The sequence below is a fragment of the Kocuria nitroreducens genome (assembly GCF_042879195.1).
GTDB classification, from domain to species: Bacteria; Actinomycetota; Actinomycetes; order Actinomycetales; family Micrococcaceae; genus Kocuria; species Kocuria nitroreducens.
In genome coordinates, this window is record NZ_JBHZTC010000008.1 from 16,839 (window position 1) to 43,495 (window position 26,657).

The 26,657-nt window shown below is 69.0% G+C and carries 18 protein-coding genes; 13 read left to right on the top strand and 5 right to left on the bottom strand.

All coding sequences use genetic code 11. The features are described from left to right. The first annotated feature begins 166 nt into the window (after positions 1–166). From ACFYE1_RS06920 to ACFYE1_RS06955, 8 genes are all read left to right on the top strand, one after another. The gene (locus tag ACFYE1_RS06920) at positions 167–1,237 is read left to right on the top strand and encodes an App1 family protein (RefSeq protein WP_387741283.1); all 1,071 of its coding nucleotides are present in this window, start codon (positions 167–169) and stop codon (positions 1,235–1,237) included. Positions 1,238–1,372: 135 nt separating this feature from the next. Next, positions 1,373–2,854 carry an aldehyde dehydrogenase family protein gene (locus ACFYE1_RS06925; RefSeq protein ID WP_387741285.1) on the top strand — a complete coding sequence of 494 codons (1,482 nt, stop codon included), beginning with the start codon at positions 1,373–1,375 and terminating at the stop codon, positions 2,852–2,854. Positions 2,855–3,151: 297 nt separating this feature from the next. Further along, the gene (gene nrdH, locus ACFYE1_RS06930; protein ID WP_017834611.1) at positions 3,152–3,388 is read left to right on the top strand and encodes a glutaredoxin-like protein NrdH; all 237 of its coding nucleotides are present in this window, start codon (positions 3,152–3,154) and stop codon (positions 3,386–3,388) included. Positions 3,389–3,461: 73 nt separating this feature from the next. Further along, entirely contained in the window at positions 3,462–3,959 is a 498-nt protein-coding gene (gene nrdI, locus ACFYE1_RS06935; RefSeq protein ID WP_387741287.1) for a class Ib ribonucleoside-diphosphate reductase assembly flavoprotein NrdI, read from the top strand. Next, a complete protein-coding gene (nrdE, locus tag ACFYE1_RS06940) occupies positions 3,956–6,115 on the top strand; it encodes a class 1b ribonucleoside-diphosphate reductase subunit alpha (protein WP_387741289.1) in 2,160 nt (719 codons plus the stop codon). The genes nrdI and nrdE overlap by 4 nt, the downstream gene beginning before the upstream one ends. 91 nt (positions 6,116–6,206) lie before the next feature. Further along, positions 6,207–7,205: a class 1b ribonucleoside-diphosphate reductase subunit beta gene (nrdF, locus tag ACFYE1_RS06945; protein ID WP_387741290.1), complete on the top strand. Its 999-nt coding sequence runs from the start codon at positions 6,207–6,209 to the stop codon at positions 7,203–7,205. Between the two features lie 794 nt (positions 7,206–7,999). Beyond that, positions 8,000–8,335 (top strand): hypothetical protein, encoded by a 336-nt coding sequence (locus ACFYE1_RS06950; protein ID WP_387741292.1) that lies wholly within the window; start codon positions 8,000–8,002, stop codon positions 8,333–8,335. A gap of 529 nt (positions 8,336–8,864) precedes the next feature. Further along, complete coding sequence (locus tag ACFYE1_RS06955; RefSeq protein ID WP_387741294.1) at positions 8,865–10,583, top strand: aryl-sulfate sulfotransferase; 1,719 nt, start codon at positions 8,865–8,867, stop codon at positions 10,581–10,583. Positions 10,584–11,033: 450 nt separating this feature from the next. Here the strand turns inward: ACFYE1_RS06955 and ACFYE1_RS06960 are convergent, their stop codons facing one another. From ACFYE1_RS06960 to cls, 3 genes are all read right to left on the bottom strand, one after another. Continuing rightward, complete coding sequence (locus tag ACFYE1_RS06960; RefSeq protein ID WP_387741296.1) at positions 11,034–11,759, bottom strand: YwaF family protein; 726 nt, start codon at positions 11,757–11,759, stop codon at positions 11,034–11,036. 1,712 nt (positions 11,760–13,471) lie between these two features. Further along, entirely contained in the window at positions 13,472–14,092 is a 621-nt protein-coding gene (locus ACFYE1_RS06965; protein WP_387741298.1) for a dihydrofolate reductase family protein, read from the bottom strand. Positions 14,093–14,416: 324 nt separating this feature from the next. Beyond that, positions 14,417–15,862, bottom strand: coding sequence for a cardiolipin synthase (cls, locus tag ACFYE1_RS06970; RefSeq protein WP_387741300.1), 1,446 nt, complete (start codon positions 15,860–15,862; stop codon positions 14,417–14,419). A gap of 251 nt (positions 15,863–16,113) precedes the next feature. Here cls and ACFYE1_RS06975 point away from each other — a divergent pair, with 251 nt between their 5' ends. Then, a complete protein-coding gene (locus ACFYE1_RS06975) occupies positions 16,114–17,616 on the top strand; it encodes an MFS transporter (protein ID WP_387741302.1) in 1,503 nt (500 codons plus the stop codon). Positions 17,617–17,668: 52 nt separating this feature from the next. On the opposite strand, the gene ACFYE1_RS06980 is transcribed toward ACFYE1_RS06975, so the two are convergent. Beyond that, on the bottom strand, positions 17,669–18,649 hold the full coding sequence (locus ACFYE1_RS06980; protein ID WP_387741303.1) for a patatin-like phospholipase family protein: 981 nt from the start codon (positions 18,647–18,649) through the stop codon (positions 17,669–17,671). Between the two features lie 649 nt (positions 18,650–19,298). Between ACFYE1_RS06980 and ACFYE1_RS06985 the strand changes: the two genes are divergently transcribed. Then, positions 19,299–20,255 (top strand): M12 family metallopeptidase, encoded by a 957-nt coding sequence (locus ACFYE1_RS06985; RefSeq protein ID WP_387741305.1) that lies wholly within the window; start codon positions 19,299–19,301, stop codon positions 20,253–20,255. Between the two features lie 343 nt (positions 20,256–20,598). Continuing rightward, positions 20,599–22,806: a catalase/peroxidase HPI gene (gene katG, locus ACFYE1_RS06990; protein ID WP_387741306.1), complete on the top strand. Its 2,208-nt coding sequence runs from the start codon at positions 20,599–20,601 to the stop codon at positions 22,804–22,806. On the opposite strand, the gene ACFYE1_RS06995 is transcribed toward katG, so the two are convergent. Beyond that, on the bottom strand, positions 22,775–24,277 hold the full coding sequence (locus tag ACFYE1_RS06995; RefSeq protein ID WP_387741308.1) for an FAD-dependent monooxygenase: 1,503 nt from the start codon (positions 24,275–24,277) through the stop codon (positions 22,775–22,777). The genes katG and ACFYE1_RS06995 overlap by 32 nt on opposite strands. Positions 24,278–24,472: 195 nt before the next feature. Between ACFYE1_RS06995 and ACFYE1_RS07000 the strand changes: the two genes are divergently transcribed. Together ACFYE1_RS07000 and ACFYE1_RS07005 are read left to right on the top strand one after the other, a co-directional pair. Continuing rightward, entirely contained in the window at positions 24,473–25,066 is a 594-nt protein-coding gene (locus ACFYE1_RS07000; protein ID WP_387741310.1) for a class I SAM-dependent methyltransferase, read from the top strand. Between the two features lie 53 nt (positions 25,067–25,119). Continuing rightward, entirely contained in the window at positions 25,120–26,583 is a 1,464-nt protein-coding gene (locus tag ACFYE1_RS07005) for a protein adenylyltransferase SelO (protein WP_387741312.1), read from the top strand. Positions 26,584–26,657: the final 74 nt, after the last annotated feature.

Below are 26,657 nucleotides of genomic sequence, written 5' to 3' on the forward strand. Positions count from 1 at the left end.
GACCGGCGCCGGGGCCGCCACCGAGCACGTCCTCAACCCCGCGGCCGGGTCGCGGACCACCCCGCGGGACGGGGAGTGCGTGCGGGCGGAGCGGATCGGATGCCCGGTCCGCTCCGCCCCGCGGGCGCCGCCGCATCCTGGGTGTGCGCTGTGGAACACTGGCCCCATGGCCAAGAAATCCAGCAGCTCGGAGCTGAAACAGACCGTCGACCAGGTCACCGAGGAAGCCATCAACGTGGGCTACCGCCTCGAGCAGCGGCTCCACCGGTTCCGGCAGCGGCGCGCCGAGGCCCGCGGGGACATCCCGGTGATGGTGGCCTTCGAAGGGTACGGCTCCGAGCACCACGTGCGCGTCCTGGGCCGGGCCCTGCTGAAGACCCGGGGGCTCATCGAGTCGACCGACGAGAGCGCCGAGTCGATCCGCGGCTGGCGCTCGTTCACCTCGGTGCCCATCGCCTTCGCCCACGTCAATGTCTGGATCGACGACTTCGAGTTCCACCTGGTGGCCGACAAGGGCGGCGTGGTCGACGTCGACCTGCAAGTGTCCCTGACCCCTGGCCAGCACACCGTGTGGATGCAGACGGAGGGCTCCGAGACGGTCGAGTCCGGCGTCTTCATCGTGGCGGACGAGCAGCGGATCGGGGTGGTCTCCGACGTCGACGACACGGTCATGGTCACTGCTCTGCCCCGCCCCATGCTGGCGGCCTGGAACTCGTTCGTGCTCAACGAGCACGCCCGCACGCCCACCCCCGGGATGGCGGTGATGATGGACCGGCTGCTGCACCGCCACCACGAGGCGCCGTTCCTCTACCTCTCCACGGGGGCGTGGAACGTGGCGCCCACCCTGCGCCGCTTCCTCACGCGCAACGCCTACCCCGCCGGGGCCCTGCTGCTCACCGACTGGGGCCCCACCACGGACCGGTGGTTCCGGGCCGGGGCCGCCCACAAGGTGCAGAACCTCGAGCGGCTGGCCCGCAACTTCCCGCACGTGCGGTGGATCCTCATCGGCGACGACGGCCAGCACGACCCCGAGATCTACAGCGGCTTCGTGCACCGCTATCCCGAGCACGTGGCCGCCATCGTGATCCGCAATCTGTCCCCGGCGGAGGCCGTGCTGGCCGGCACCCCGCTGGTCAACGAGGAGCGGCGGGTGACCATCCCCGAGGGCACGCTCTGGATCGAGGGCAACGACGGCGCATCGATCTCCCGGCAGCTCGCGGAGCACGGCCTGCTCTGACCGACAGCCGGACCGGTTGTCCGTGCCGCCCGGAACGTCCGTGCATGCCGCCCCGACCGTCCGGACCGCTGCACCGGGGCCCGGCGCAGGTCCCTGCCGGTCTGTGACGTCCGAGCGGGGCCCTACCCTGGAGCCATGACCAGCACCCGCAGCACCGTCACCGCCCCCGTTCCCGCACCGGCGGACGGCCCGGAGGGCTTCCCGGCCGTCGACGCCGCCGTCGACCGTGCCCGCGCGGCCTTCGTCCCCGACGTCGACCTCGCGACGCGGCTCGACCGGCTGCACCGGCTCGAGGACCTCGTCCGGGAGAACCGGACGGTGCTCGAGCGGGCGCTGGCCGCGGACCTCGGCAAGCCTCCGGCGGAGGCGTGGCTGACCGAGCTCGGCTTCACCCTCGAGGAGATCGCCGGGATCCGCAAGGAGCTCGGTCGCTGGATGTCCCCGGCCCGGGTCACCGTCCCGCTGAGCATCGCCCCGGCCCGCTCCCACGTGGAGCACCAGCCCCTCGGGACCGTGCTCGTGATGGCGCCGTGGAACTACCCCGTCCAGCTCGTCCTGAGCCCTCTGGCGGGAGCGCTCGCCGCCGGCAACACCGTCGTCGTCAAGCCCTCCGAGGTCTCCGCGACCGTCTCCGGGGTGCTGGCCGAGCTGCTCGAACGCTACCTGGGCGACTGCGTGAGCGTGGTCGAGGGCGGCGTGCCGGAGACCACGCGGCTGCTCGAGCACCGCTTCGACCACGTCTTCTACACCGGCAACGGGACGGTGGCCCGGATCGTGATGGCCGCCGCGGCCCGGCACCTGACCCCGGTGACCCTCGAACTGGGCGGGAAGTCCCCGGTCTGGGTGGACGGCTCGACCGACCTGCGGACCGCCGCCCGGCGGATCGTGTGGGGGAAGTTCCTCAATGCGGGCCAGACCTGCGTGGCCCCGGACCACGTGCTGGGCACCCCCGAGACACTCGCCGCCCTCGAGCCGGAGCTCGTGCGAGCGGTGGAGGAGCACTACGGCGAGGATCCGTACTCCAGCGACTCCTACGGGCGGATCGTGACCGGACGCCACCTCGAGCGGCTGACCGGGCTCCTGAACCAGGTCCCCGCCCACGACGTCGTCTGCGGCGGGACGGCCGAGCCGGGGGAGCGCTACCTCGCGCCCACGGTGGTGCGCTCCGCCCCGGACGGCCCGCTCATGGCCGAGGAGCTCTTCGGGCCCGTCCTGCCCCTGGTGCCGGTCGCCTCGGCCGAGCACGCGGTCGAGCTGATCACCGCCCGGGACAAGCCGCTGGCACTGTACGTGTTCAGCGAGGAGCGGTCGGTCAAGGAGCTGTTCCGCCGGCGCACGTCCTCCGGCGGACTATCCTTCAACGCCCCGCTGCTGCACCTCACCAGCCCCGAGCTGCCGTTCGGAGGGGTGGGGGAGAGCGGCACCGGCGCCTACCACGGGAAGTTCTCGTTCACGACGTTCTCCCACGCGCGCGCGGTCCTGGACAAGCCTCTCGCCCCTGACACGCTGCGGGTCGTCTACCCGCCCTACCGGGGTCTGCGGGCCCGGCTGGCCGCCGCGGCGGTCGGTCTGCGCCGACCCCGCCGCCGGACCCGACACGCCGTGTCCGAAAATTAATCCTGTCCACCGGCCGAGTGTCCCGCGGTGCGCACAGCCTGTGCACAACGGGTCCCCGGCGGCGGAAATCCGCGACCCCCTGCGGAGGCCCCTGTGGATGGTCGAGGGTTGTTCTGGGGATAGAGAGAAGGGAGCTGTGGACAACCTCCACCACTGCATCTAGGGGTCGCTTCCCCTTCCTGGCACTAGATGTAGTATTGAAATCAGCCAACCGGAGAGACCCCTTCACCGCCGCAGAGTCTGCGGAAGTCCCGGATCTCCCCCGCCAACCACCCGACCGACCAAGGGGAAACAGCGATGTCCGTGACCGTGTACAGCAAGCCGGCCTGCGTCCAGTGCAATGCCACCTACCGGGCCCTGACCAAGAAGGGCATCGAGTACAACGTCGTCGACGTCACCGAGGACGAGGCCGCCCTGGCCCACGTCTTGGCCCTCGGCTACCAGCAGGTGCCGGTCGTCGAGACGGCGACCGAGCACTGGTCCGGCTACCGTCCGGACAAGATCACCTCCCTGGCCGTTCTCCTCTCGGCCTGAGGCCGGAGCGCCGCCCGCTTCCCCGCGGCGCCCCGGTCCGTCCACCACCGACCCCTCCCGGAGCGCGGAAGCAATGAGCACGCACCACCCCGGCACCCGACCCGGGACCGCTCAGCAGGACCACGGCGACGACGCCGCGGCACCGGACAACCACGCCCCGCTGGTGGTCTACTTCTCCTCGGTCTCCAACAACACGCACCGCTTCGTCGAGAAGCTCGACGCCCGCGTGCTGCGCCTTCCTCTTCTGACCGGGGAGGAGCCCCCCGAGATCACCGAGCCCTTCGTGCTGGCCGCCCCGACGTACGGGCGCCCCAACGGCAGCGGGGCCGTCCCGCCGCAGGTCGTGAAGTTCCTCAACAAGGAGACCAACCGGCGGCTCCTGCGCGGCGTCATCGGCGCGGGCAACACCAATTTCGGGCCGGCGTTCTGCCTGGCCGCGGACAAGATCGCGGCCAAGTGCGGCGTCCCCGTCCTCTACAAGTTCGAACTCATGGGCACCCCCGAGGATGTCCACCAGGTCAATCAAGGATTGGAACAGTTTTGGCGACAATTTCCGCAGCTCCGGGCGTGAGCGTCGAGCCCGGCCACGAGGACACGCGCGTCCCGGACAAGTACCGGGGCCTGGGCTACCACGAGCTCAACGCCCTGCTGAACCTCTACGACGCCGACGGCCACATCCAGTTCGACGCCGACCGGCAGGCCGCCCGGCAGTACTTCCTGCAGCACGTGAACAACAACACCGTCTTCTTCCACGACCTCGAGGAGAAGCTCGACTACCTGGTCTCGCACCAGTACTACGAGCCCGAAATCCTGGCGAAGTACAGCACGGAGTTCATCAAGGAGCTGTCCAAGCGGGCGTACTCCCGGAAGTTCCGCTTCGAGACCTTCCTGGGCGCGTTCAAGTTCTACACGTCCTACACGCTGAAGACCTTCGACGGCCAGCGCTACCTCGAGCGCTTCGAGGACCGCGTGGTCATGGTCTCCCTCTACCTGGCCGACGGCAACGAGCTGCTCGCCACGCAGCTGGTCGACGAGATCATCGCCGGGCGCTTCCAGCCGGCGACCCCCACGTTCCTCAACGCGGGCAAGCAGCAGCGCGGCGAGCTCGTCTCCTGCTTCCTGCTCCGCATCGAGGACAACATGGAGTCCATCGGACGGTCGATCAACTCCGCCCTGCAGCTGTCCAAGCGGGGCGGCGGCGTGGCGTTCGCGCTGACCAACGTCCGTGAGGCCGGGGCCCCGATCAAGAAGATCGAGAACCAGTCCTCGGGCATCATCCCCATCATGAAGTTGCTGGAGGACTCGTTCTCCTACGCCAACCAGCTGGGCGCCCGCCAGGGCGCGGGTGCGGTGTATCTGCACGCCCACCACCCGGACATCTACAGCTTCCTGGACACCAAGCGGGAGAACGCGGACGAGAAGATCCGGATCAAGACCCTCTCCCTGGGCGTGGTCATCCCGGACATCACGTTCGAGCTGGCCAAGAAGAACCAGGACATGTACCTGTTCTCCCCGTACGACGTGGAACGGGTCTACGGGATGCCGTTCTCGGACGTCAACGTGTCCGAGAAGTACCACGAGATGGTCGCGGACGGCCGGATCACCAAGAAGAAGATCAACGCCCGCGAGTTCTTCCAGACCCTCGCCGAGGTCCAGTTCGAGTCCGGCTACCCCTACGTCATGTTCGAGGACACGGTCAACCGGGCCAACCCGATCGACGGCAAGATCATCATGTCCAACCTGTGCTCCGAGATCCTCCAGGTCTCCGAGCCGTCCACGTACCACGAGGACCTGAACTACGACGAGGTCGGCAAGGACATCTCCTGCAACCTCGGTTCCCTCAACATCGCGCTGACCATGCAGTCCCCGGACTTCGGGCAGTCGGTGGAGACCGCGATCCGGGGCCTCACCGCGGTGTCGGACATGTCCGACATCACCTCGGTGCCCTCGATCGAGCGCGGCAACCAGATGTCCCACGCCGTGGGTCTCGGACAGATGAACCTGCACGGCTACCTCGCCAAGGAGCACATCCACTACGGCTCCGAGGAAGGCCTCGACTTCACGAACATCTACTTCTACACGGTCACGTACCACGCGGTCCGTGCGTCGAACGAGATCGCGAAGGAGCGCCAGGCGGTGTTCGCCGGCTTCGAGCGGTCCCAGTACGCGTCGGGGAAGTACTTCGACAAGTACACCGACCGCGAGTGGGCCCCGGCCACCGGACGGGTGCGGCAGCTGTTCGCCGAGGCGGGCGTGCACATCCCCAACCGGGCGGACTGGGAGCAGCTCAGGGCCTCGGTCATGGAGCACGGGATGTACAACCAGAACCTGCAGGCCGTGCCGCCGACCGGGTCGATCTCCTACATCAACAACTCGACGTCCTCGATCCACCCGATCGCCTCGAAGATCGAGATCCGCAAGGAGGGCAAGCTGGGCCGCGTGTACTACCCGGCGCCCTTCATGAACAACGAGAACCTGGAGTACTTCCAGGACGCGTACGAGATCGGCTACGAGAAGATCATCGACACCTACGCGGCGGCCACCCAGCACGTGGACCAGGGCCTGTCCCTGACCCTGTTCTTCAAGGACACGGCCACCACCCGGGACATCAACCGGGCGCAGATCTACGCGTGGCGCAAGGGCATCAAGACGATGTACTACTCCCGGATCCGCCAGCTGGCGCTCGAGGGCACCGAGGTCGAGGGCTGCGTCTCCTGCATGCTCTGACCGCCGGAGCCCCGGCGCCCACCCAGAAACTCCCCGCGCGCGTCCGCAGGACGCGCGTGGGGGCCCACCCCGTTCGAGGAAGAGACAGATCATGACTCTGGAGAAGAGCGAGAGCATCGACAAGGTGCAGCTGCTCCACCACCAGGCCCAGGCCATCAACTGGAACCGGATCGAGGACCCGAAGGACGACGAGGTCTGGGACCGGCTGACCGCGAACTTCTGGTTGCCCGAGAAGGTGCCGATCTCCAACGACGTCCCCTCCTGGAAGACGCTCACCGCGGAGGAGCAGGAGCTCACCATGCGGGTCTTCACCGGCCTGACGCTGCTGGACACCATCCAGGGCACCGTGGGGGCCGTCTCCCTGATCCCGGACGCCGTCACGCTGCACGAGGAGGCGGTCTACACCAACATCGCGTTCATGGAGTCGGTGCACGCGAAGTCCTACTCCTCCATCTTCTCGACGCTGTCCTCCATGAAGAGCATCGACGACGTCTTCCGCTGGGCCCGGGAGAACCCGTACCTGCAGAAGAAGGCCGACATCGTCATCAAGTACTACAAGGGCGACGACCCGCTGAAGAAGAAGGTGGCCTCGACCCTGCTCGAGTCCTTCCTCTTCTACTCCGGGTTCTACCTGCCCATGTACTGGTCCTCCCGGGCCAAGCTCACGAACACGGCCGACCTGGTCCGCCTCATCATCCGAGACGAGGCCGTGCACGGCTACTACATCGGCTACAAGTTCCAGCGCGCCCTGGCCCAGGAGTCCCAGGAGCGTCAGGACGAGCTGAAGCTCTACACCTACGAGCTGCTCGAGGAGCTCTACGAGAACGAGGTGCGCTACACCGAGTCCCTCTACGACGGTGTCGGATGGACCGAGGACGTCAAGAAGTTCCTGCACTACAACGCCAACAAGGCCCTGAACAACCTGGGCTTCGAGGCGCTGTTCCCGAAGGAGATGACCGACGTCTCGGCGGCCATCCTGTCCGCGCTGTCCCCGAACGCCGACGAGAACCACGACTTCTTCTCCGGCTCGGGCTCCTCCTACGTGATCGGCAAGGCTGTGAACACGGAGGATGAGGACTGGGACTTCTGATCCCGTGTGAGATCCCGACCTATCTGAGCAATGTAGCCCTATGTGAGCAGATCGGCCGTTCCATCTGAGCATTGCTCTGATGTGATCAGGTGTGAGACGCCACTGTGAGACGCCGACCAAGTTTGAGGGGGTTGCCGCGCCGGTAGGTGCGGCAACCCCCTCAACTGGTGTGTTATTCAGTTCAACTTTAGGCACTGCCCCGAGTTCGGCTGACCTTCGGGGTTCACGGTTCTCCGGCGGCTCAGAGGCCGTGAGTCTGACGGGGTGCCGTACGCACCCCATCTCTCTGGACAGGGAGGGGCGGAGTTGCTCCAGTGTTGGGCGCACGAGCATCGAGGAATTCAGCGACGACGTCGCAACATTTCGCATACTGTTGTCCCTGGTCAGCGGCATCGTCCATGGTGGTGGGCAGAGGGTGATCAGGATGCGCCGGGGGGCGAGTCCGGATTGTCGTCAGACCCGAGACTGACGCCGCTCGACAAGGGGACAAACGGGTCCTGTGAGCGGGCGCGACCAGCAGGACCGGCAGTCGGCTTCGGGGACATGCGCTGGAGGCGGTACGGGCCGGGGGGCCGTGTACCGCCTCCAGCCACATGTGACCCTGCCAGACCCGAACACCGGAGACCACCGACTTCCCCGGGCAGTGGTGTTCCCCTTCTCGTCGCTGGCACCCCGTTCCCACCGTGCTGCTGACCTCTCTGCCCGTGGGCATGATCCGCCAGGGGAAGCCCGGACCCGATCAGCTGCGCCGAGGAACAGGTTGTCGTCTCACCCTCGAAGGGGAGGAGCAGTCCATGTACGCACGCGTCAGCACCTACGAAGGTGGCTATCCGGAGGACTACGACGCCGGCCTGCACGCCCTGCGCGCCGAGATCCTGCCGCAGATCCAAGCACTGCCCGGATACCGGGGCGCGGTGAGCCTGGTGGAGCGATCCACCGGGCGCTCCGTGTCGATCACCTTCTGGGCGGACGAACAGGCTCTGACCGCCACCCGGCAGGCTGCGGATCAGATCCGGGAACGTGCTGCGGCCACCTCGGGGTCCCGCATCCTGGACGTGACCGAGTACGAGGTCGGCCACGCCGATCTGCCCGCACCCCCGAGCGGTGACCCGGAGAGCTCTCCGCCATAGTTCCGCCCACGGTCTACCGGACGGCGCGGTACCCGCCGGGCAGCCCGTCAGCCGGACAGGACCACGGGAGCTCAACGGTCGAAAGGGAGATAGGTCTGCAGCCGCACAATCGACGGCGGTGAGGCAGTCATGGCCGGCCAGGACCTGGAGACCACCACAAAGCCCGGGGCCGGACAGGGCGCCGTGATCACCCCGCACCGTCATGGGCTCGGGAGTGCAGGTCTGCCGGAGCCACCAGGCGATCCGGGCGGTCTCGGCACCGAGCTCACCAGCACCCATCGGTCCGAAAGTTGTGGTGGTGTCCGAGACGGCCACCGCCGCTACGACGTCGGCAGCCGAGGGGCCGCCCAGCTGATCGGTGTGCTGGGTTGGCCACTGATGGCGGTTGCCCTCGTCGTCCCGTTCTTGTCCACGCCTCCTACCCAAAACCCCTTCTGACCAGCCACGACATGCCGTGCCAGGTCCGCCGTGCGAGGGGCATCGCCGATACGCTCGTAGAGTCCGCGTCGCCGATCCCGCCGAGGTGCTCATGCCGTCCGATTCCGTTCTCCGCCAGACGACCTTGGGCCTGTGTTCGGTCCTGCTGCTCGCCGGGTGCGCGGTCGGGGACGCCTCGGGCCCCGATCAGACGGCCCCAAGCCAAGCGGCGTCCGCCCGGATCGCGAATCCGACGGTGCCCCCGGGGCTGGACGTGGTCGTGGAGGACTATGAGGGCTCCGACACGGACATCCGCACGGTCACCGTGACCCGGGAGGACACCGAGGAGATCCCCTCCGCCTTCGACCTCGAGGTGCAGGCGGCCGTGGAGGCGTCATTGGAGGAGCTGCACGACCAGGGCTCCGGCCCCCAGCAGCCGTTGCTGGTGCTCAACCCCTACGGCACCAGCACGACCGGGCTCTACACCCGGTTCACCACGGACGGTGACGGCGTCCTGGAGTACACGGTCAGCAGCGCAGGCACCGAGGACTTCACCCGCACGGCCGTGGACCACGACGAGGACTCCGGTGTGTTCAACGGCCAGCTGATCGGGTTGGTCCCCGGGGCGCAGAACGCCGTCACCACCACTTGGCGGCCCGAAGCCGGCGAACCGGTGGAGCACACCTTCACCGTCACCGCCCCCGAGAGCGAGGCCGGCTACCCGACCCAGCTCGAGCGCACCGTGGCCGGGGATCCGGAGCAGCTGACGGACGGGCTGTTCCTGCTCAGCGGCCTGTACCAGCCCGGTCGCTACGGCTTCCTGTTCGACAACGCCGGAACCATGCGCGCGGAGCTGCCCATCGACGGGCACATGCTCGACCGCTTCGAGACCTACGGGAACACCCTGGTCTACCCCACGGACGACAGCGTCCTCTCCCGGGTGGACGGTCTGGGCCGGGTCGTGGAGATCTACGACCTCGGACCGTTCGCGATGCACCACGACTTCGCCCTCACCGATGACGGCCGTGCCCTGATCCTCGCCTCCGACACCTCGCGAGAGAGCATCGAGGACGTCCTGCTCTCCCTGGACCTCGCCACAGGGGAATACGAAGAGGTCGTGGACTTCACGGAGTTGCTGGCCGGGTACAAGGATCTCACCGATCCTTATGAGGCACCGAACTCCGACGGGGAGATCGTCGATGACTGGTTGCACCTGAACTCGGTGGACGTCCACGACGGCGAGGATTCGGTGGTCGTCAGCGGGCGGGAGAACTCGACGATCATCAAGGTCGGTGACGTCCACGGCGAACCGGTCCTGGAGTACCTGATCGGCGTGGACGAGCTGTGGGAGGGCAGCGGCCACGAAGAGGCACTGCTCGAGAAGGTAGGGGACTTCTCCGACACCGGCGGCCAGCACACCGTGGTCCGTCATGAGGACGACACCTTGGCCGATGGACAGCACTATCTGAGCATCTTCGACAACGCCTACTGGCGGATCCTCAGCAGAGACGACTACACCGGCCCCGTCCCGGAGGACACCTCCACGGTCCAGGGCACCGACCCGGAGGAACGTTCCTACATCAGGACCTACCTGGTGGACGAGAACGAACGCACCTACACCCAGGTGGAGTCCCTCGAGGTGCCCTACTCCGCGATCGTCTCCAGCGCCCAGCACGTCGGGGACAACACCGTGGTCAACAGCGGACAGGCCTTCGTCCTGACCGAGTACGACGCGAACGACGAGGCCATCGCCACCTACGCCTATGAAGGTGAGCGCTACGCCTATCGAGGCCAGAAGTACTCCTTCGACGAGTTCTGGTACACCAGCTGATCGATTCCGTACAACGTGGCCTCTGGTCGGTATTCCCCGTCTGGCGCCATCGGCCGTGCAAGGTGCCTTCTTCAGCTCCCGAAACCACGGACGAGCCCCGCAGCCGGACGGCGAACCACGGCCCCGGGGTTGTCGATCCCGGTGCTCGCGTCGTGGGAGCAGCGCACCCCGATCAGGCTCCAGTCCAGGGCGTGGAGGATGTCGGCAATCGACCGGCGGGCCTCGACGCAGGGCTGGCCACGGACACCACGTAGGCAGTGGTGACCCGCCAGGAGACAGCTGGTGCAGCCCCATGAGGACACTGCGGCCATCGCCGGCGTCACTCCACCGGCGACGAACAGCCTGCGCCCCTCGCCACGGACGAAAAACCACACACCGTTGCACCGGACCGTCCCCGAGGGGCAGGCCACTCGCCGCTGCCCTGCGGGCCTGCATCGATGCCCTGTTGTCTCAGCCTGCTCCATCACCCCGGGTCTCGGCCGTGCTCGGCCGCCGGATCGTCCACGGCCAGGTGATGAGCGCCCACGCCACGGTGACGATGAGGAACTCCACCAGCAAATACCACGGCCAGGGCCCGAACAGGTCGAGGATCGAGGGGTTGTTCGGCTTCCCGTTGAGGAAGCCGTAATTCGTCCCCAGCCAGCTGTTGAGCCCGAAAGTCGCCATCGCCCACGTGACAGTGACGATCAGGGCCAGGCGGTAGTTGCCCCAGTCGACGCGGCCGCCGCGTCCCCACATCAGGTACAGGGCGGCCCAGAGCACCAGGATGTGCTGGACCCAGAGGTCGATGAAGTCGATGTGGGGGAAGTCCGGCGAGTCGAGGGCCGGGGTGAGGATGGCCTGCGGGTTGAGAGTAAGTCCCCAGTAGTAGGTGAGCGTCACCGCCCAGTGGGCCCGTGTCCACAGGGCGACGACAGCGACCATCCACGCGAGATCCGAGAGGTGGACCGGCAGAGAGATGTGGACGTCGAAATTGCCCGGCCACCACCGGTAGACGAGCATCGTCACCGTATACGTGGCGAGCACCAGGGCGAAAGCCCGAGAGAAGATCACCTCGGCTTCGGAGTCCCGTAGGCGACGGCCCAGCATCACCACAGCCACCGCACCGAGGACGCAGAGGCCCAGAGCAGCCCAATGCGTGGGGCCGTAGGGTACGAAGACCTCCTCGTCGCGCATCGCCGTCTCCCTCCACCTGTCCGGATTATAGATTCCCCAGGCCGGGCGCCAGGAACGCCAGCGGACCTGCCCAGGAACAGGAGTGGACGGTCAGCACCTCCCGGACCGGCACAGGAGTCGTCCGACGAGACACCGAGACCGGGCCCCGGTACCGGACGTTCTCCTTCGGCCACGGGTTGCGCGGTACTCGTCGTGAACTCGAGCAGAACGGGGTCAACGATGGGTCAGCCCGGGATTTCGTCCGGTTGCAGGGCCAAAGGGACGTGCACTTCACCGAGGCCACGGTTCGACTCGATGCGAGCCACCTCGAGGGTGAGGAAGACGTCATCAGGGTAGACGGGCCCTGACCCCTGTCGTTGATCCCAGTCGCGGAAGACCGACGTCCGGGGTCGGTCGGCCCGAGGCGGCGCCGACGGCGTTGCTGTGGGTGAGGATCAGATCCCAGCCGGTGTTTCCGCGCACGATGTCCGCGTGGGGGAGCGCGCCGTGCTCGTTTAACCAGTGCAGCTCCCCGCCGTGGACGCCGCCGCGGCATCCGCACTGCTGCAGGCTCACAGGGGACCGACAGAACCTCGAAGCCGGTCGTCGAGGGCCATGGGCGGAGCAACGTGGACCGGATCCGGCGCCGGCTCCTTGTTCGAGCCGTGGACCTCGCCCTGACCGATGCTGCGAGTGTCGGAGACCAATTGGTAGGGCCGCTTGGCCCGGGGTCGTGCGTCGCGCCGAAGCAGCGCCACCCATCTTTCGCCGGCAACGGCCATTTGCTGCAAGGACCGGGTGAGGTAGCTGACCGTCGTCGCCGGTGTTGCGGATCGGTCGATGCGGACCCCGCCGACGAGACCGGTCTTGACATTCCGGGTCCATGCGTTCCTCGCCGGCGGCGAGAGTGCCCCAGGTGGCGGCTCGCGCTGTGAGCTGGTGCCATGGCACCACCTCCGAGTGGGACAGTGGTGGGGTAGTGTTCGTGGTGGACATACAGAACTCGCCTTCTGGTGTCTGCGGCTCGCTCGGTCTTACTGGACCGGGCGAGCCATTTCTCGTTGGTCGTGAGTGGACCCCCAAAGAACGAGCGGGAGCGCTGATCGGCCTCAGGGGCTGAAGCCCGCTCCTCGGAAACATCCCGATCGGCCGGCCCCCGCGAAGTGCCTGCAGCACGTGCCGACGGGTGCGGGCACCTTGTCGTGGACGGCGACGGCATCGCTGGACCCGACGCCCGGTTGCCCATGGCGGGGCTGCTGGCACCTGGTCCCATGACTCGGTCGCCTGGCGCAGCCGGCGACGGTGGATGAGGGTGACGGCCAGCCGCAGCAGCGGGAGCAGGGCGGCTTCGGTGCAGTCGTAGGGGAGCCCAGTCGCTTCAAGTGCAGCACCCAGGGGTCCTTGCAGTGATGCCCACCGACAGCCCGCCCTCCTCGACCCGACGGTTGGCCAGAAAAGCACGCAGCCCGGCGAGATACACGTATGGACATGCGAGAGCGCTGGGCCGGCAGCAGGGCCTGTGGACAGACGGTGACGAATAGATCGAAGAATCGGTTACCGATTGCGGTGGCGAAATCCGCGGAATTCCGCGGACCGCTCCACCGCATTTCCTGACAACTGAACGGGAATCGCGCAGTCCTTCTCGAGGTGGGCGGACCGCCGTCGTCTCCGAGATCTCGGGATCTCCGTCCGATCGTGGTCCCGGTACAGATGTCAGTACGGCATGGGGTCGCCTACTGCGCCGGTTCCGAGATGTCGACGCCGGTGATCGGCTCGCCGGCCCGCTCGTAGACGAGCGAGATCGCTCCCTTCGGAAAAGCCCGCGGGGGCTTCCCCACGGTGAACGCGGCCGGAACGGTGCCGTCTCCGAAGAGGCGTTTGCCCGACCCCAGGACCAGCGGATAGAGGAAGAGGTTCAGCCGGTCGACGAGATCCTCCTTCAGCAGGGTCGTCACGAGGTCGCCGCTGCCGATGACGTGGACCTCGTCGAACCGGTCCTTGAGCGCTCGCACCTCGGTCGCGACATCCGTCAGCACCGTGGTCCCCTCCCACGACGGGTCGGTCAGCGTGCGCGAGGCGACGAACTTCGGCACCGCGTCGAACTTCGCGGCGATCGGGTCGTCCTCGTCGCGGGCCGGCCAGTAGCCGGCGAAGATGTCGTAGGTCTTGCGACCGAGGAGCAGGGCATCCAGACGCTCGATACCCGCGCCGATCGTCTCGCCCGATTCGGCGTCGAAGTACGCTCCCTGCCAGCCGCCGAGGGCGAAGCCGCCCTCACGGTCCTCGTCGGGCTCGCCCGGCGCCTGGTAGACGCCGTCGAGAGTGACAAAAAGGTCGACCTGGATGATGCCCATGGTGTGGTCCTTCGGCGTGCTCCGGTGACATCCGTGGGACCCGATCTTTTCGCGACGGCATTCGGGGGTCAACCCTTCGCTCGCGGATGACGTGACGCCCCCCAGCCCAGTGGTCACGATGTTTCACGCACCTGGTGTCCGCCGGCACCCGGGGGCCCGGCCGGGCCCTGCGGCATGCTCCTCGCTCCAGCATCGCGTGCAGGGCCTGTTCTGCGCCTCACCCGCAACGGATGAACCGGGGTCCTCAGGCGCGCACGGGCCCGCCCTCGTCTGCTCGACAACACCGGGTCACGCCCTCGTCGGTCGAACCCGGCAGCGCGGGGTTCACATGACCGCCGAAGTCAGTCGGCACACGTTGTCGAGGTACCGGCGGTACCAGGGCTGTGCTGTCCACTCCTGCAGCGACAGCCGGTGGGAGACCGCGAGGTACTGCGCGTCGTTGGCCTGCAGCCGTGCCACCAGGTCTCCGCCGAAGCCCAGCAGCATGACCTCGTAGTCGAGGGTGAAGGAGCGGAAGTCCATGTTGGAGGACCCGATGACGGCCACACTGTCGTCGACGGTCAGGTACTTGGCGTGCAGCACCGCAGGCGCGGGATAGAGGTGGATGTTCACCCCGGCCTCCAGCAGGGCGCGGTAGTACGAACGCTGGGCGTGGCCGACGAGGAACTGGTCGGCCTCCTCGCCCACGAACAGGTCCACCCGCACCCCGCGGTAGGCGGCCGTCGTGATGGCCGCCAGCAGGGACTCGTCAGGCACGAAGTACGGGCTGGTGATCGAGACCTTCTCCACGGCCAGGTGCACCAGGGAGGTGAAGAGCCGGAGGTTGGGGTCGGAGGGGAACCCGGGGCCCGAGGGGATCAGCTGCATGGCGTTGGCCGCCCCGCCGGGGCGCAGCTCCGGTTTCTCCACAACATGCTGCGACGGCTCGAGCCGCTGCCCGGTCTCGCTGAACCAGTCGGTGGCGAACACCGCCTCGACCGCCAGCACGATGTTGCCGCTGACCTTCACGGTGAGGTCCTTCCACCGCCGCCCTGCACGGGCGTTCTTCGCGCTGCCGTAGGCCGGGTCGATCACGTTGTGGGAACCGAGGAAGGCGACCTCGCCGTCGACGATCAGCAGCTTGCGGTGATTGCGCAGGTCCGGGCGCCGCCACCGCCCGCGCAACAGGTCGATGGGCATCATCAGCTGCCAGTCGATGCCCGCCGCCGTCAGGCGCCGGCGGAACGCCCGCCATCCCGGGTACTTGCGCGAGCCGAGATGGTCCATCAGCAGGCGCACCTGCACGCCCCGCCCGGCGGCCTCGGCCAGCGCGGTGAACAACGGGTCGGTGGTGTCGTCCCAGGCCATGATGTAGAACTCCACGTGCACGTAGCGGCCGGCGGAGGCCACCGCGGCCGTCATCGCGGCGTAGGCCTCTCCCGTGTCCCCGAAGAGCCCCTCGTCGGTCCCGGTGATGCAGGGCAGGCCCGTGAGCCGGCGGACCATGCCCAGCACGGACTCCAGGGCCGGGCTCGGTGCGGCGCCGGCCGGTATCGAGGGAAGACGGCCCGTGTGCTCGGCCAGCCGCCGGTTGGCCTCGGCCTGGATGGCGTGCCGGCGCCCGCGCACGTAGGGGCTGCCGATCAGCCAGTACAACGGGAAGCCCACGACCGGGACGAAGAGGATCAGCAGCAGCCACGCCGAGGACGACGACGGGCGGCGGTTCTCCGGCACCGTGCCGATGGCGAGCAGCTTCAGACCGTACTCCACGGTGACCAGCACGGTCGTCACAACGTGTATCCACCCCATATCCACGGACCCTACCCCGGCCCGGACGACAGATCAGCCGAACCCGACCACAGCGATGGGGGCACCCCGTACAGTCGAGGCGACTGGTGCCGATGGCCGCGGTCCCGACCAGCACCGTCCGCCGGTGGGTCCCAGCCGCCCGCCCAGTGGCCGCGGCGGTCACAGACTCCCGTGCAGCACCACGGCTCGCGCGGGCCGTTAGCGTGTCCGCGCCCGTCACTAGAGTAGGCCGCATGAACGAGCAGGAACCGGGTCTGCCCCGGACCGCATCCGCCGTCCAGGGCGGCGCGGGACGTGCCGCGGACGCCGCGGTCCCGTCCGTGCCGGTCGGCGACGGCGAGGCCCCGGGCCTGGCCGATCCCGACGCCGTCGACACGTCCTTGCGGAGTCCCGCGCAGCGGTCCCGCACCTTCGCCGGGATCCTGGTGAACACCGCCCTCGCCAACATCACGACCAGCTACCTGTGGTTCGCCCTGACGTTCTGGGTGTACCTGCAGACACGGAACGTGATCGCCACCGGAGTGGTCGGCGGCGCCTACATGCTGCTGATCGCGATCTCCAGCATCAGCTTCGGCACCTTCGTGGACCGCTACCGCAAGCTCTCCGTGATGCGCTTCGCCGCAGCATTCACCCTGGTGATGTTCGTGCTGGCCGGAATCCTGTTCTTCCTCACCCCGGCGGCCTTGATGACGGACCTGACCCGGCCGTGGATCTGGGTCTTCGCCCTGGTCGTCCTGATCGGGGCGGTGGTGGAGAACATGCGCAACATCGCTCTGTCTACCACGGTCACGATTCTCATCGAGCCGGACCGGCGCGCCAACGCCAACGGGCTGGTGGGCATGGTGCAGGGTCTGATGTTCATCGTCACCTCGGTCCTCTCCGGCCTGTCGGTCGGACTGCTGGGCATGGGCTGGACGGTCGTGGTCGCCGTGGTGCTCACGGCGGTGGCCTTCGTGCACCTCGTGACGCTGCGCATGCCCGAGGAGGTGCGCGCCGCGGCCACGGACGCCCACGGCGGCTTCGACCTGCGCGGGGCCTTCGCCGCCGTGCTGGCCGTGTCGGGGCTGTTCGCGCTGATCCTGTTCTCGACGTTCAACAACTTCATCGGCGGCGTCTACATGGCACTGATGGACCCCTACGGCCTGGAGATGTTCCCCGTGGAGATCTGGGGAGCGGTCTTCGCGCTCGGCGCCACGGGATTTCTCGTGGGCGGCGCCCTGATCGGCAAGTTCGGGCTCGGGTCCAATCCGCTGCGCACCATGCTGTTCGCAGTGATCGCGATGGGCGTGCTCGGCGCGGTGTTCACCGCGCGGGAGTGGGCCTGGCTGTACGTCCTCGGCATCTGGCTCTACCTGGTGCTCGTCCCCTTCGTGGAGGCGGCCGAACAGACGATCATCCAGCGGGTCGTGCCGCTCGAGCGGCAGGGCCGGGTGTTCGGGTTCGCCATGGCGTTCGAGTCCGCGGCGGCGCCGATCACCGCGTTCCTCATCGCGCCGATCGCCCAGGTCTGGATCATCCCGTACGCGCGATCCGCGGAGGGCGCCGCCCAGCTGGCTCCGCTCCTGGGCGAGGGCACCTCCCGCGGCATCGCCCTGGTGTTCCTGGTGGCCGGGATCGTCATGATCGTGGCCGCGCTGCTGGCCTTCCTCACCCCGGTCTACCGCCGGGTGTCGGCGTCGTATGCTCAGGTGGCCGCCGGGGACCCCGAGGACGGGATCCCCGCCCCTTCGTCCTGAGGACGAGCGAGGGCGGTCTCCGGCCCGCGGGCTCGACAGGGCCGACGAGGCATCAGCGGTGGTCGGCGATGTAGGTGCTGAAATCCCACGCCGGGCGTGTGGACGAGCCGTCGAGGAACTTCTCCGCGGCCGCCCGGCCGTTGTGGTAGAGGAAGTCGCGGTCGTCGTCGGTCAGGTTGAAGTCGGTGGCGCGGATGGCGCCGGTGTCGACGAAGATGGTGCGGGCCTGGGCGTCGGGGGACTCGATGTGCATCTGGTCGTAGAAGCCCGTCATGGTCTTGAGCATGGCCCGGCTCATGCTCACCGGTCCGTTGATCGGATACCCGGTGCCCTGGACCGCGTCCGGGTGGGCCGAGAGCTTGATGCCCAGGGTGGGCCAGCGCGGGACAGTTCCGGCCGGGGCGTCGAAGACGCTGATGGGATAGTTCGAAAGCATCCCGCCGTCGACCAGCCACGCCTTCCTGCCGTCGGCGGTGTCCCAGCGGACGGGACGGTAGAAGAAGGGAATGGACATCGAGGCCCGTACCGCCTCGACCACGTGCTGGGCGCCACGGTCACGGCCGAAGTCGTCGTAGTCCCAGGGGAGGTAGCGCAGCCTGCCCCGGCTGATGTCCGAGGCGGTGACCACCAGCCGGAAGGACCGCTCCGGGGCGGGGGGCCGTTCGTCGTCGCCGTAGGGCAGGTCGGCGAAGGTGCGCACCCCGTACTCGTCGAGCTGGGACTGCAGCCAGGAGCGGAGGTGCTCGCCGAGGTAGATGCCGTTGCGGGCCAGGATGCCGGCGGCTTTGCCCGCGGTGTACCGGGTCAAACGGGAGCCGTCGCGGAAATCCGGGTACTGGACGGAGCCGATGATGTCGACCAGCTTCTTCGCCGGGGCACCGGCGGCGACCAGGGCCCCGACGATGGCCCCGGCGGAGGTGCCGGCCACCTGTTTGAAGCGGTAGCCGCGCTCCTCGAGGACCTCGATGGCCCCGACCAGAGCAATGCCCTTGACGCCCCCGCCCTCCAGCACCAGGTCGGCATACTGTTCCACGCTGCCCACGCCCCTCAGGCATGTCGGTTTCCTGGAGCCAGTACAGCAAATGGTTGGGGCACACGGAACGGTGGCCCGGTAATGGTTCCTGTGTGACGGGAAAGAAATCCCCAGAGGGACATCTGCGAGGGCAGAGCAATCAGCATTTCCGGCACCACGGGGAGGCGTGTCCTGACTGCACCACGGACGTCGGCGCGGGAGCCCTTCATGTTGGTGTCACATGGTTACAGCCGCAGCACAGGAATGCTCGCCTACTTGGAGGCACAGCCTCGAAGGTGGTTTCGTCGATGCATATCACTTCGATGGTCTACCCCGGACGCTGCGACGGGCGATGGACGCTGAGGGTCGTCCCGGCTCGCCACATCAGCCCCACGGACCGACGTCCGTGCACGTCAGGCGGTGAGACGTCCCGGTGCACCGGAAAGTCGCGCGGACACGGGGGTCGCGACAGATCGGCGTGGAGATGCTCGCGTGGAAGTGGGGCGACGGTCACCGGATCACTGCACAGTGCCGACCTGCTTTTCCAGCCGTGAACCCCACCCGAGATCGATTGACCGGTGTTCGTCAGGAGTCGGAAATGACAAAATCTCCAGTTCGTCCATATTGCGCCGTCAAGCCGCGTATTGTGCGTCCCCTCCCCGAGGGGCTGGTGTCCGCCAGGCTGCAACTCGTCCGGGTGATGGCCCAGAAATGGGTCAATGGGACAGTGCTCCACTACGCGTTCCGGGAGGGACCCGAGCCCCAGCGCCACGCTGTGCGAAACGCGTTCCAGGAATGGAAGGACCTCGGGCTCGGCCTCGACTTCCAAGAGGTGGAAGAGTCGGGGGAGGCGGAGGTCAGGATCTCCTTCGATCAGACCGGCGGGTCGTGGTCGTACCTGGGCCGGGACGTCCTAAGCATCGGCGCCCAGAACCCGACCATGAACTTCGGCTGGGACCTGACCGATGAGTACGGACGCACGACGGCGCTGCACGAGATCGGCCACACGATGGGCCTGCCGCACGAGCACCAGAACCCGTTCGCCGGCATCGTGTGGGACGAAACCAGGGTCTACGAGTTCTTCTCCGGGGCGCCGAACCACTGGCCCCCGGAGACGACACATCACAACGTCCTGCGCAAACTGGGACAGGACGAGGTGGAGGGCTCGACCTGGGATCCCGACTCGGTGATGCAGTACTCCTTCCCCGAGGGACTCATCAAGGAGCCCGCCCGCTACCAGCCGGGAATCAGCCCCCCGGGCGGCCTCTCGGCCAAGGACACGGAATGGGTGCGCAAGTTCTATCCGGTCCTGCCGGACGTGCTCCCGACCCTCGAACCGTTCCGGTCCACGCCCCTCACCCTGGCTCCGGGACAGCAGGCGGACTTCGAGATCACCCCCGACGCGTCGCGGAAGTACCAGGTGGCCACCTTCGGGACGGCCGACACCACCTTGGTGCTCTTCGACGAGGTCGACGGAGAACTGCGCTTCCTCGCCGGCGACGACGACAGCGGGGAGGACCGCAACTCCAGTCTCTCGGCGAAGCTCTTCCGGGGAAGGCGGTACGTCGTCCGCGTCAGGCTCGCATGGGCTGGCCAGTCCGGAGACACCGCCATCATGTGCTGGTAGCCCCCGATGTGCTCTGCTCGGTCCATGAGCGGTGACTCCTGGCCCAGCACCCCCGGAACTCGCCCAGCGGGTCGACCTGACTCCGCCGGCGGCCCCGAACGCCGTGGCCGGGCACTCGCGCGCCGCCACGGCCCCGACCAACCGCGGCGCCCGGCCCGCTCTCCTCGCCCTGCCACCGCGACCGCGCACCACGGCCACCGGATCCCGGCCGGCGCCACCTCGCGCCCGACGCCGGCCGAAGCCCCCGTGGTGTCCGCTGACGATCCCGGGCCGGCCACCGGGAGCGAAGCCTCTGCCGCGCGACCGGCCCCGGAACGGCACCGCCATCCTGGAAGGAAGACCCATGTCCCAGACCTCTGATGCTCCTGTGCACGGCAGCGAGAGCGAGAACCCGGCGATCGACGCCCCCACTCCCACAACCAGCCGACCGCGGACGGTCCAGGACTGGTGGCCCAACCAGCTGGACCTGGGCGTCCTGCGGAAGCACTCGACCACGACCGACCCGCTGGGCCCCGACTTCGACTACGCGAGCGAGTTCGCCACGCTCGACGTCGAGGAGCTCAAGCGCGACCTCGTCGAGCTCATGACCACCTCGCAGGACTGGTGGCCCGCCGACTTCGGGCACTACGGAGGGCTGTTCATCCGGATGAGCTGGCACTCGGCCGGCACCTACCGGACCGCGGACGGCCGCGGGGGCGCTGGGGAGGGCGCCCAGCGGTTCGCCCCGCTCAACAGCTGGCCCGACAACGCCAACCTGGACAAGGCCCGGCGCCTCCTGTGGCCGGTCAAGCAGAAGTACGGCCGGAAGATCTCGTGGGCCGACCTGCTGGTGCTCGCCGGGAACGTCGCGCTCGAGTCGATGGGCTTCAGGACGTTCGGGTTCGGCTTCGGGCGCGAGGACGTCTGGGAGCCCGAGGAGATGTTCTGGGGCCCGGAGGACACCTGGCTCGGTGACGAGCGCTACGCCGGCGATCGAGAGCTCACGGGCGCACTGGCCGCGGTGCAGATGGGCCTGATCTACGTCAACCCTGAGGGCCCGAACGGCAACCCCGACCCGATCGCCTCCGCCCGGGACATCCGCGAGACGTTCGCCCGCATGGCGATGAACGACGAGGAGACGGTCGCGCTGATCGCCGGCGGGCACTCCTTCGGCAAGACCCACGGCGCCGGGCCCGCCGACCACGTGGGCCCCGAGCCCGAGGCCTGCCCGATCACGGCGCAGGGCATGGGCTGGAAGAGCACCTACGGAACGGGCAAGGGCCCGGACGCGATCACCAGCGGTCTGGAGGTGACCTGGACCAGCACCCCGACGCAGTGGGGCAACGGCTTCTTCGGCAATCTGTTCGGCCACGAGTGGGAGCTCGTCGAGAGCCCCGCCGGGGCCCACCAGTGGGTCGCCAAGGGTGCGGGCGAGACCGTCCCGGACGCCTTCGACCCGGAGAAGAAGCACCGGCCGACGATGCTGACGACCGACCTCGCGCTCCGGGTCGACCCGGAGTACGAGAAGATCTCGCGGCGGTTCCACGAGCATCCGGACGAGTTCGCCGAGGCGTTCGCCAAGGCCTGGTACAAGCTGCTGCACCGGGACATGGGCCCGGTCACGCGCTTCCTCGGTCCGTGGGTCCCGGAGCCGCAGCTGTGGCAGGACCCGGTCCCGGCGGTCGAGCACAGCCTGGTCGGTGACGAGGACATCGCCGCCCTGAAGGAGACTCTCCTCGGCTCGGGACTGACCGTGGCGCAGCTGGTCTCTACGGCGTGGGCCTCCGCGGCCAGCTTCCGGGGCACCGACAACCGGGGTGGGGCCAACGGCGCCCGCATCCGCCTCGAGCCGCAGCGCGGCTGGGAGGTCAACGAGCCGGAGCACCTGTCCGAGGTGCTGCGCGTCCTCGAGCAGGTCCAGCAGGGCTTCAACGGCGCCCGGTCCGACGGCACGAGGATCTCGCTGGCCGACCTGATCGTCCTCGGCGGGTGTGCGGCCGTCGAGCAGGCGGCCCGGAACGCAGGGCAGCCGATCCCGGTCCCGTTCCGGCCCGGGCGCACGGACGCCACGCAGGAGCAGACCGACGTCGGGTCCTTCGCCGTGCTCGAGCCGCAGGCCGACGGCTTCCGGAACTTCGTGAAGTCCGACGTGCGGCTCTCGCCCGAGACGCTGCTGCTCGACCGCGCCTACATGCTCAACCTCACCGCACCCGAGATGACGGTCCTGGTCGGTGGACTGCGGAGCCTGGGGGCGAACCACGGACGGTCTGAGCACGGCGTCCTCACCGACCGGAGGGAAGCGCTGACCAACGACTTCTTCGTCAACCTCCTCGCCGCCGGCACGGAGTGGAGAGCGTCCGGGTCCTCGGAGGACGTCTTCGAGATCCGTGATCTCGCCACGGACGAGCTCCGATGGACGGCCACCGCAGCCGATCTGGTCTTCGGCTCGCACTCCCAGCTCCGGGCGATCTCGGAGGTCTACGCCGGCGACGACGCCCGGGAGAAGTTCGTGCGCGACTTCGTCGCCGCGTGGGTCAAGGTCATGGAACTCGACCGGTTCGATCTCCGCTGACGGCACGGGCCCTGGACGGAGGGCCGAACCACGTGGTCAGCGCCTCCTCGAGTCCGGACGTGGTCCGGTCGCCCACCCATGCGACGTGTCCGTCCGGCCGGACCAGCACGGCGGTGGGGGCGGGGACCGGCCCGAGCACCGGAAGCTCCCAGCTGCCGCGGTGGGCAGCGGTGACCAGCCGCACGCGGTCCGCCCAGGGCCCGATGTCGACGCCGCCGGGCGCGCCGAGATCGAGCAGCACCGGCCGGGCTCCGTGCAGGAGGGGGTAGACCCGCGCCGGGCCGTCGGCCGTGCGGAGGTCGAGATCGGGCATGCGCCGTCCGAGCAGCGGGTGTCCCGCCCCGAGGTCGTAGTGGATGTCCAGGCCGGACATCATCGCGGCGTACCGCCGGCGCGGCTCGTCCATGCTCAGGAGCTCGGCCACGGTCTCGCCCACGGCCCGGACGCGGTCGTCGGGGCGCCGCAGCGCCACCTGGGCCATCGTGGAGCGCAGCACGCGGGCGGCCACCGGGTGGCGCTCGGCGTGGTAGCTGTCCAGGAGGTCCTCCGCCGTTGTCCCCTCGACGACCCGGGCCAGCTTCCAGCCCAGGTTCACGGCGTCCTGCACCCCGGTGTTGAGACCCTGCCCGCCGTCCGGGGCGTGCACGTGCGCGGCGTCGCCGGCCAGCAGGACCCGCCCGTCCCGGTAGGACGCCGCCTGCCGGGTCATGTCGGTGAACCGCGTGATCCAGGAGGGGCTGTGGACCCCGAAGTCCGTCCCGTACACCGCGACGAGCGCCTCGCGGAGATCGCGCAGGGTGGGCTCGCGGCCGGGGCCGACCTGGTGCTCGGTCACCATGACGCCCACCGGACCTCCGTCCTGGGGCGGGCGGAAGGCGTGCTTGCCGACGACGTCCTGGTGGATGCCCCACTCCGGCTCCTCGGTCAGCTCCACCTCGGCCAGCAGACTGCTCGTCGTCGGGTCCCACCCGGGGAACTCGATGCCCGACGCCTTGCGGATCCGGCTTCGCCCTCCGTCGCACCCGACGAGGTACCGTGCCCGCAGTCGCCGGCCGTCGGACAGCTCGACGTCGACGCCGGTGCCGTCCTGGGCGATGCCCGTCACGTCGTGCCCGTAGCGGACCGACACCCCCAGCTCGCGGACCCAGCCGGCCAGGAGCCGCTCGATGTGGTTCTGCCACAGCGCGAGACCGTAGGGATGGCGGGTGGGGAAGTCGCTGATGTCCAGCGGAGTGCCGGCGAACCCGGCGACCTGGGCGGTCGTTCCCTGCGCGAGGAACCGGTCGGCGATGCCGCGCTGGTCGAGGACCTCGATGGTCCGCGAGTGCAGCCCGCCGGCGCGTGAGCCGGCGACCTCCTGGCCGGCCCGCCGCTCGACGACGACGACGTCGACCCCCGCGAGCCCCAGCTCTCCCGCCAGCATCAGTCCTGTCGGCCCCGCACCGACCACCACTACCGCATGCTCGTTCATCTGCTGCTCCTCTGTCCGCAGGCCCTGCTCCCGGCCCGAGCATTCTGCGGCACGCCGGGGGTCTTGCCACAAGCCCCCCGGCGCGCTATAGCTTGGAAATGAAGGCAGGACATGATGACCGGACCGACGGGTGGCACGTCTTCTGCGCCGTCCGGTGGGCGGTAGCCTGACGGGGTGGTCGAGCAGAGCATGTGGATGCAGCAGGTGCAAGCGGATCCCGGGCACTCGTCGTGGTACGTCGAGCGGTTCCGGGCCCTGGCGGCCGCCGGTGAGGACGTCGTGGGGGAGGCGCGGCTGATCGAGGCCATGGTTCCGCCCGGGTCGCGGATCCTCGACGCGGGCTGTGGGCCCGGCCGGCTGGGCGGCCACCTGCACCGCGGCGGGCACACCGTGGTCGGGGTCGACGTCGACCCCGCCCTGGTCGCCGCCGCCCAGGAGGACCACCCCGGCCCCCTGTGGCTCGTGGGAGACCTGGCGGAGCTGGACCTGCCCGCCCGCGGCGTCGCGGAGCCCTTCGACGCCGTGGTGTGCGCCGGCAACGTGATGGCCTTCCTGGCGCCCAGCACGCGCACGGAGGTGCTGCGCCGCATCCGCCGCCACCTGACCGCCGACGGGCGGGCGGCCGTGGGCTTCGGCGCCGGCCGCGGCTACCCGTTCCCGGAGTTCCTGCGGGACGCCGAGGAGGCCGGGCTCGTGCCCGACCTGCTGCTGTCCACCTGGGACCTGCGCCCCTTCCGAGAGGACAGCGACTTCCTCGTGGCCGTGCTGCGGGCCGCCGAGCACCCCTGATCGATCCCCCCGGCCCCTCGGCGGCACGGGGTATTCCGAGTAGCGTGGGCGGTGTGAGCACCGTACCCCCGTCCACCTTCGCCCTCGAGAGCCGCTTCGCCCAGGAACTGGGGGAGCTGTCCGTGCCCTGGCAGGCCGACGACGTCCCCGACCCCCGGCTGCTGGTCCTCAACGATCCCCTCGCCGCCGAACTGGGGCTGGATCCTGATTGGCTCCGGAGCGCGGAGGGTGCTCGTCTGCTGGTCGGCAATCTCGTGCCCCGCGGGGCGACTCCGGTGGCGCAGGCCTACTCCGGGCACCAGTTCGGCTCGTTCTCCCCGCGCCTCGGCGACGGGCGCGCCCTCCTGCTGGGCGAGGTCGTGGACGCCGACGGCCACCGCCGGGACCTGCACCTCAAGGGCTCCGGCCGGACGCCCTTCGCGCGCGGCGGTGACGGTCTCGCGGCGGTCGGCCCCATGCTGCGCGAGTACATCCTGAGCGAGGCGATGCACGCGCTGGGCGTCCCTACGACCCGGTCCCTGGCCGTGGTGGCCACGGGACGGCAGGTGCGCCGAGAGACGCTGCTGCCGGGAGCCGTGCTCGCCCGGGTGGCGAGCAGCCACCTGCGCGTGGGCAGCTTCCAGTACGCCAGGGCCACGGGCGACCCCGACCTCCTGCGCCGGCTCGCCGACCACGCCATCAGCCGCCACTACCCCGACGCCGCCGGTGCCGAGCAGCCGTATCTCGCGCTGTTCGAGGCGGTGGTCGCAGCCCAGGCCTCGCTCGTGGCGCGGTGGATGGTCCTGGGCTTCGTGCACGGGGTGATGAACACCGACAACATGACCATCTCGGGCGAGACCATCGACTACGGGCCGTGCGCGTTCCTGGACGTCTTCGACCCTGCCGCCGTCTTCAGCTCGATCGACTACGGCGGGCGCTACTCCTACCGGAACCAGCCGGTCGCCGCGCAGTGGGACCTCGCCCGGCTCGCCGAAGCCCTGCTGCCGCTGCTCCACGAGGACCAGGACCGGGCGGTGTCGCTGGCGGAGGGAGCGCTCGAGGCGTTCCCGCCGCAGTTCAGCGCGGCCTGGTCCGCGGGGATGCGGTCGAAGCTCGGTCTCCCCGAGGACCTCAACGACGACGTGGCCGCGTACCTGGTCGACGACGTGCTCGCGCTGCTCCAGCAGAACCATGTCGACTGGACCTCGTTCTTCCGGGCCCTGAGCGGGACCGCCCGCAACGGCGCGCACGCCGCGCGCGACCTGGTCCTCGACCTGCCGGCGTTCGACGCCTGGGCTGAGCGCTGGCGCGCCGTGGGCCCGGACCCCGAGATGATGGACCGCGTCAACCCCGTCCACATCCCGCGCAACCACCTCGTCGAGGAGGCTCTGGCCGCCGCCGTCGAAGGTGACCTCGACCCGCTGGGACGACTCCTGGAGGCGGTGACCGCTCCCTACGAGGAGCGCCCCGGGCTGGAGCGCTACGCCGCCGGCCCGCCGGACGACTTCGGCGCCTACACGACCTACTGCGGGACCTGAGGCACCGGCCCGCGGACGACTTCGGTGGCTGCGGGACCTGAGGCGCGGCCCCGCTACCGCCAGGTGTGCGGACA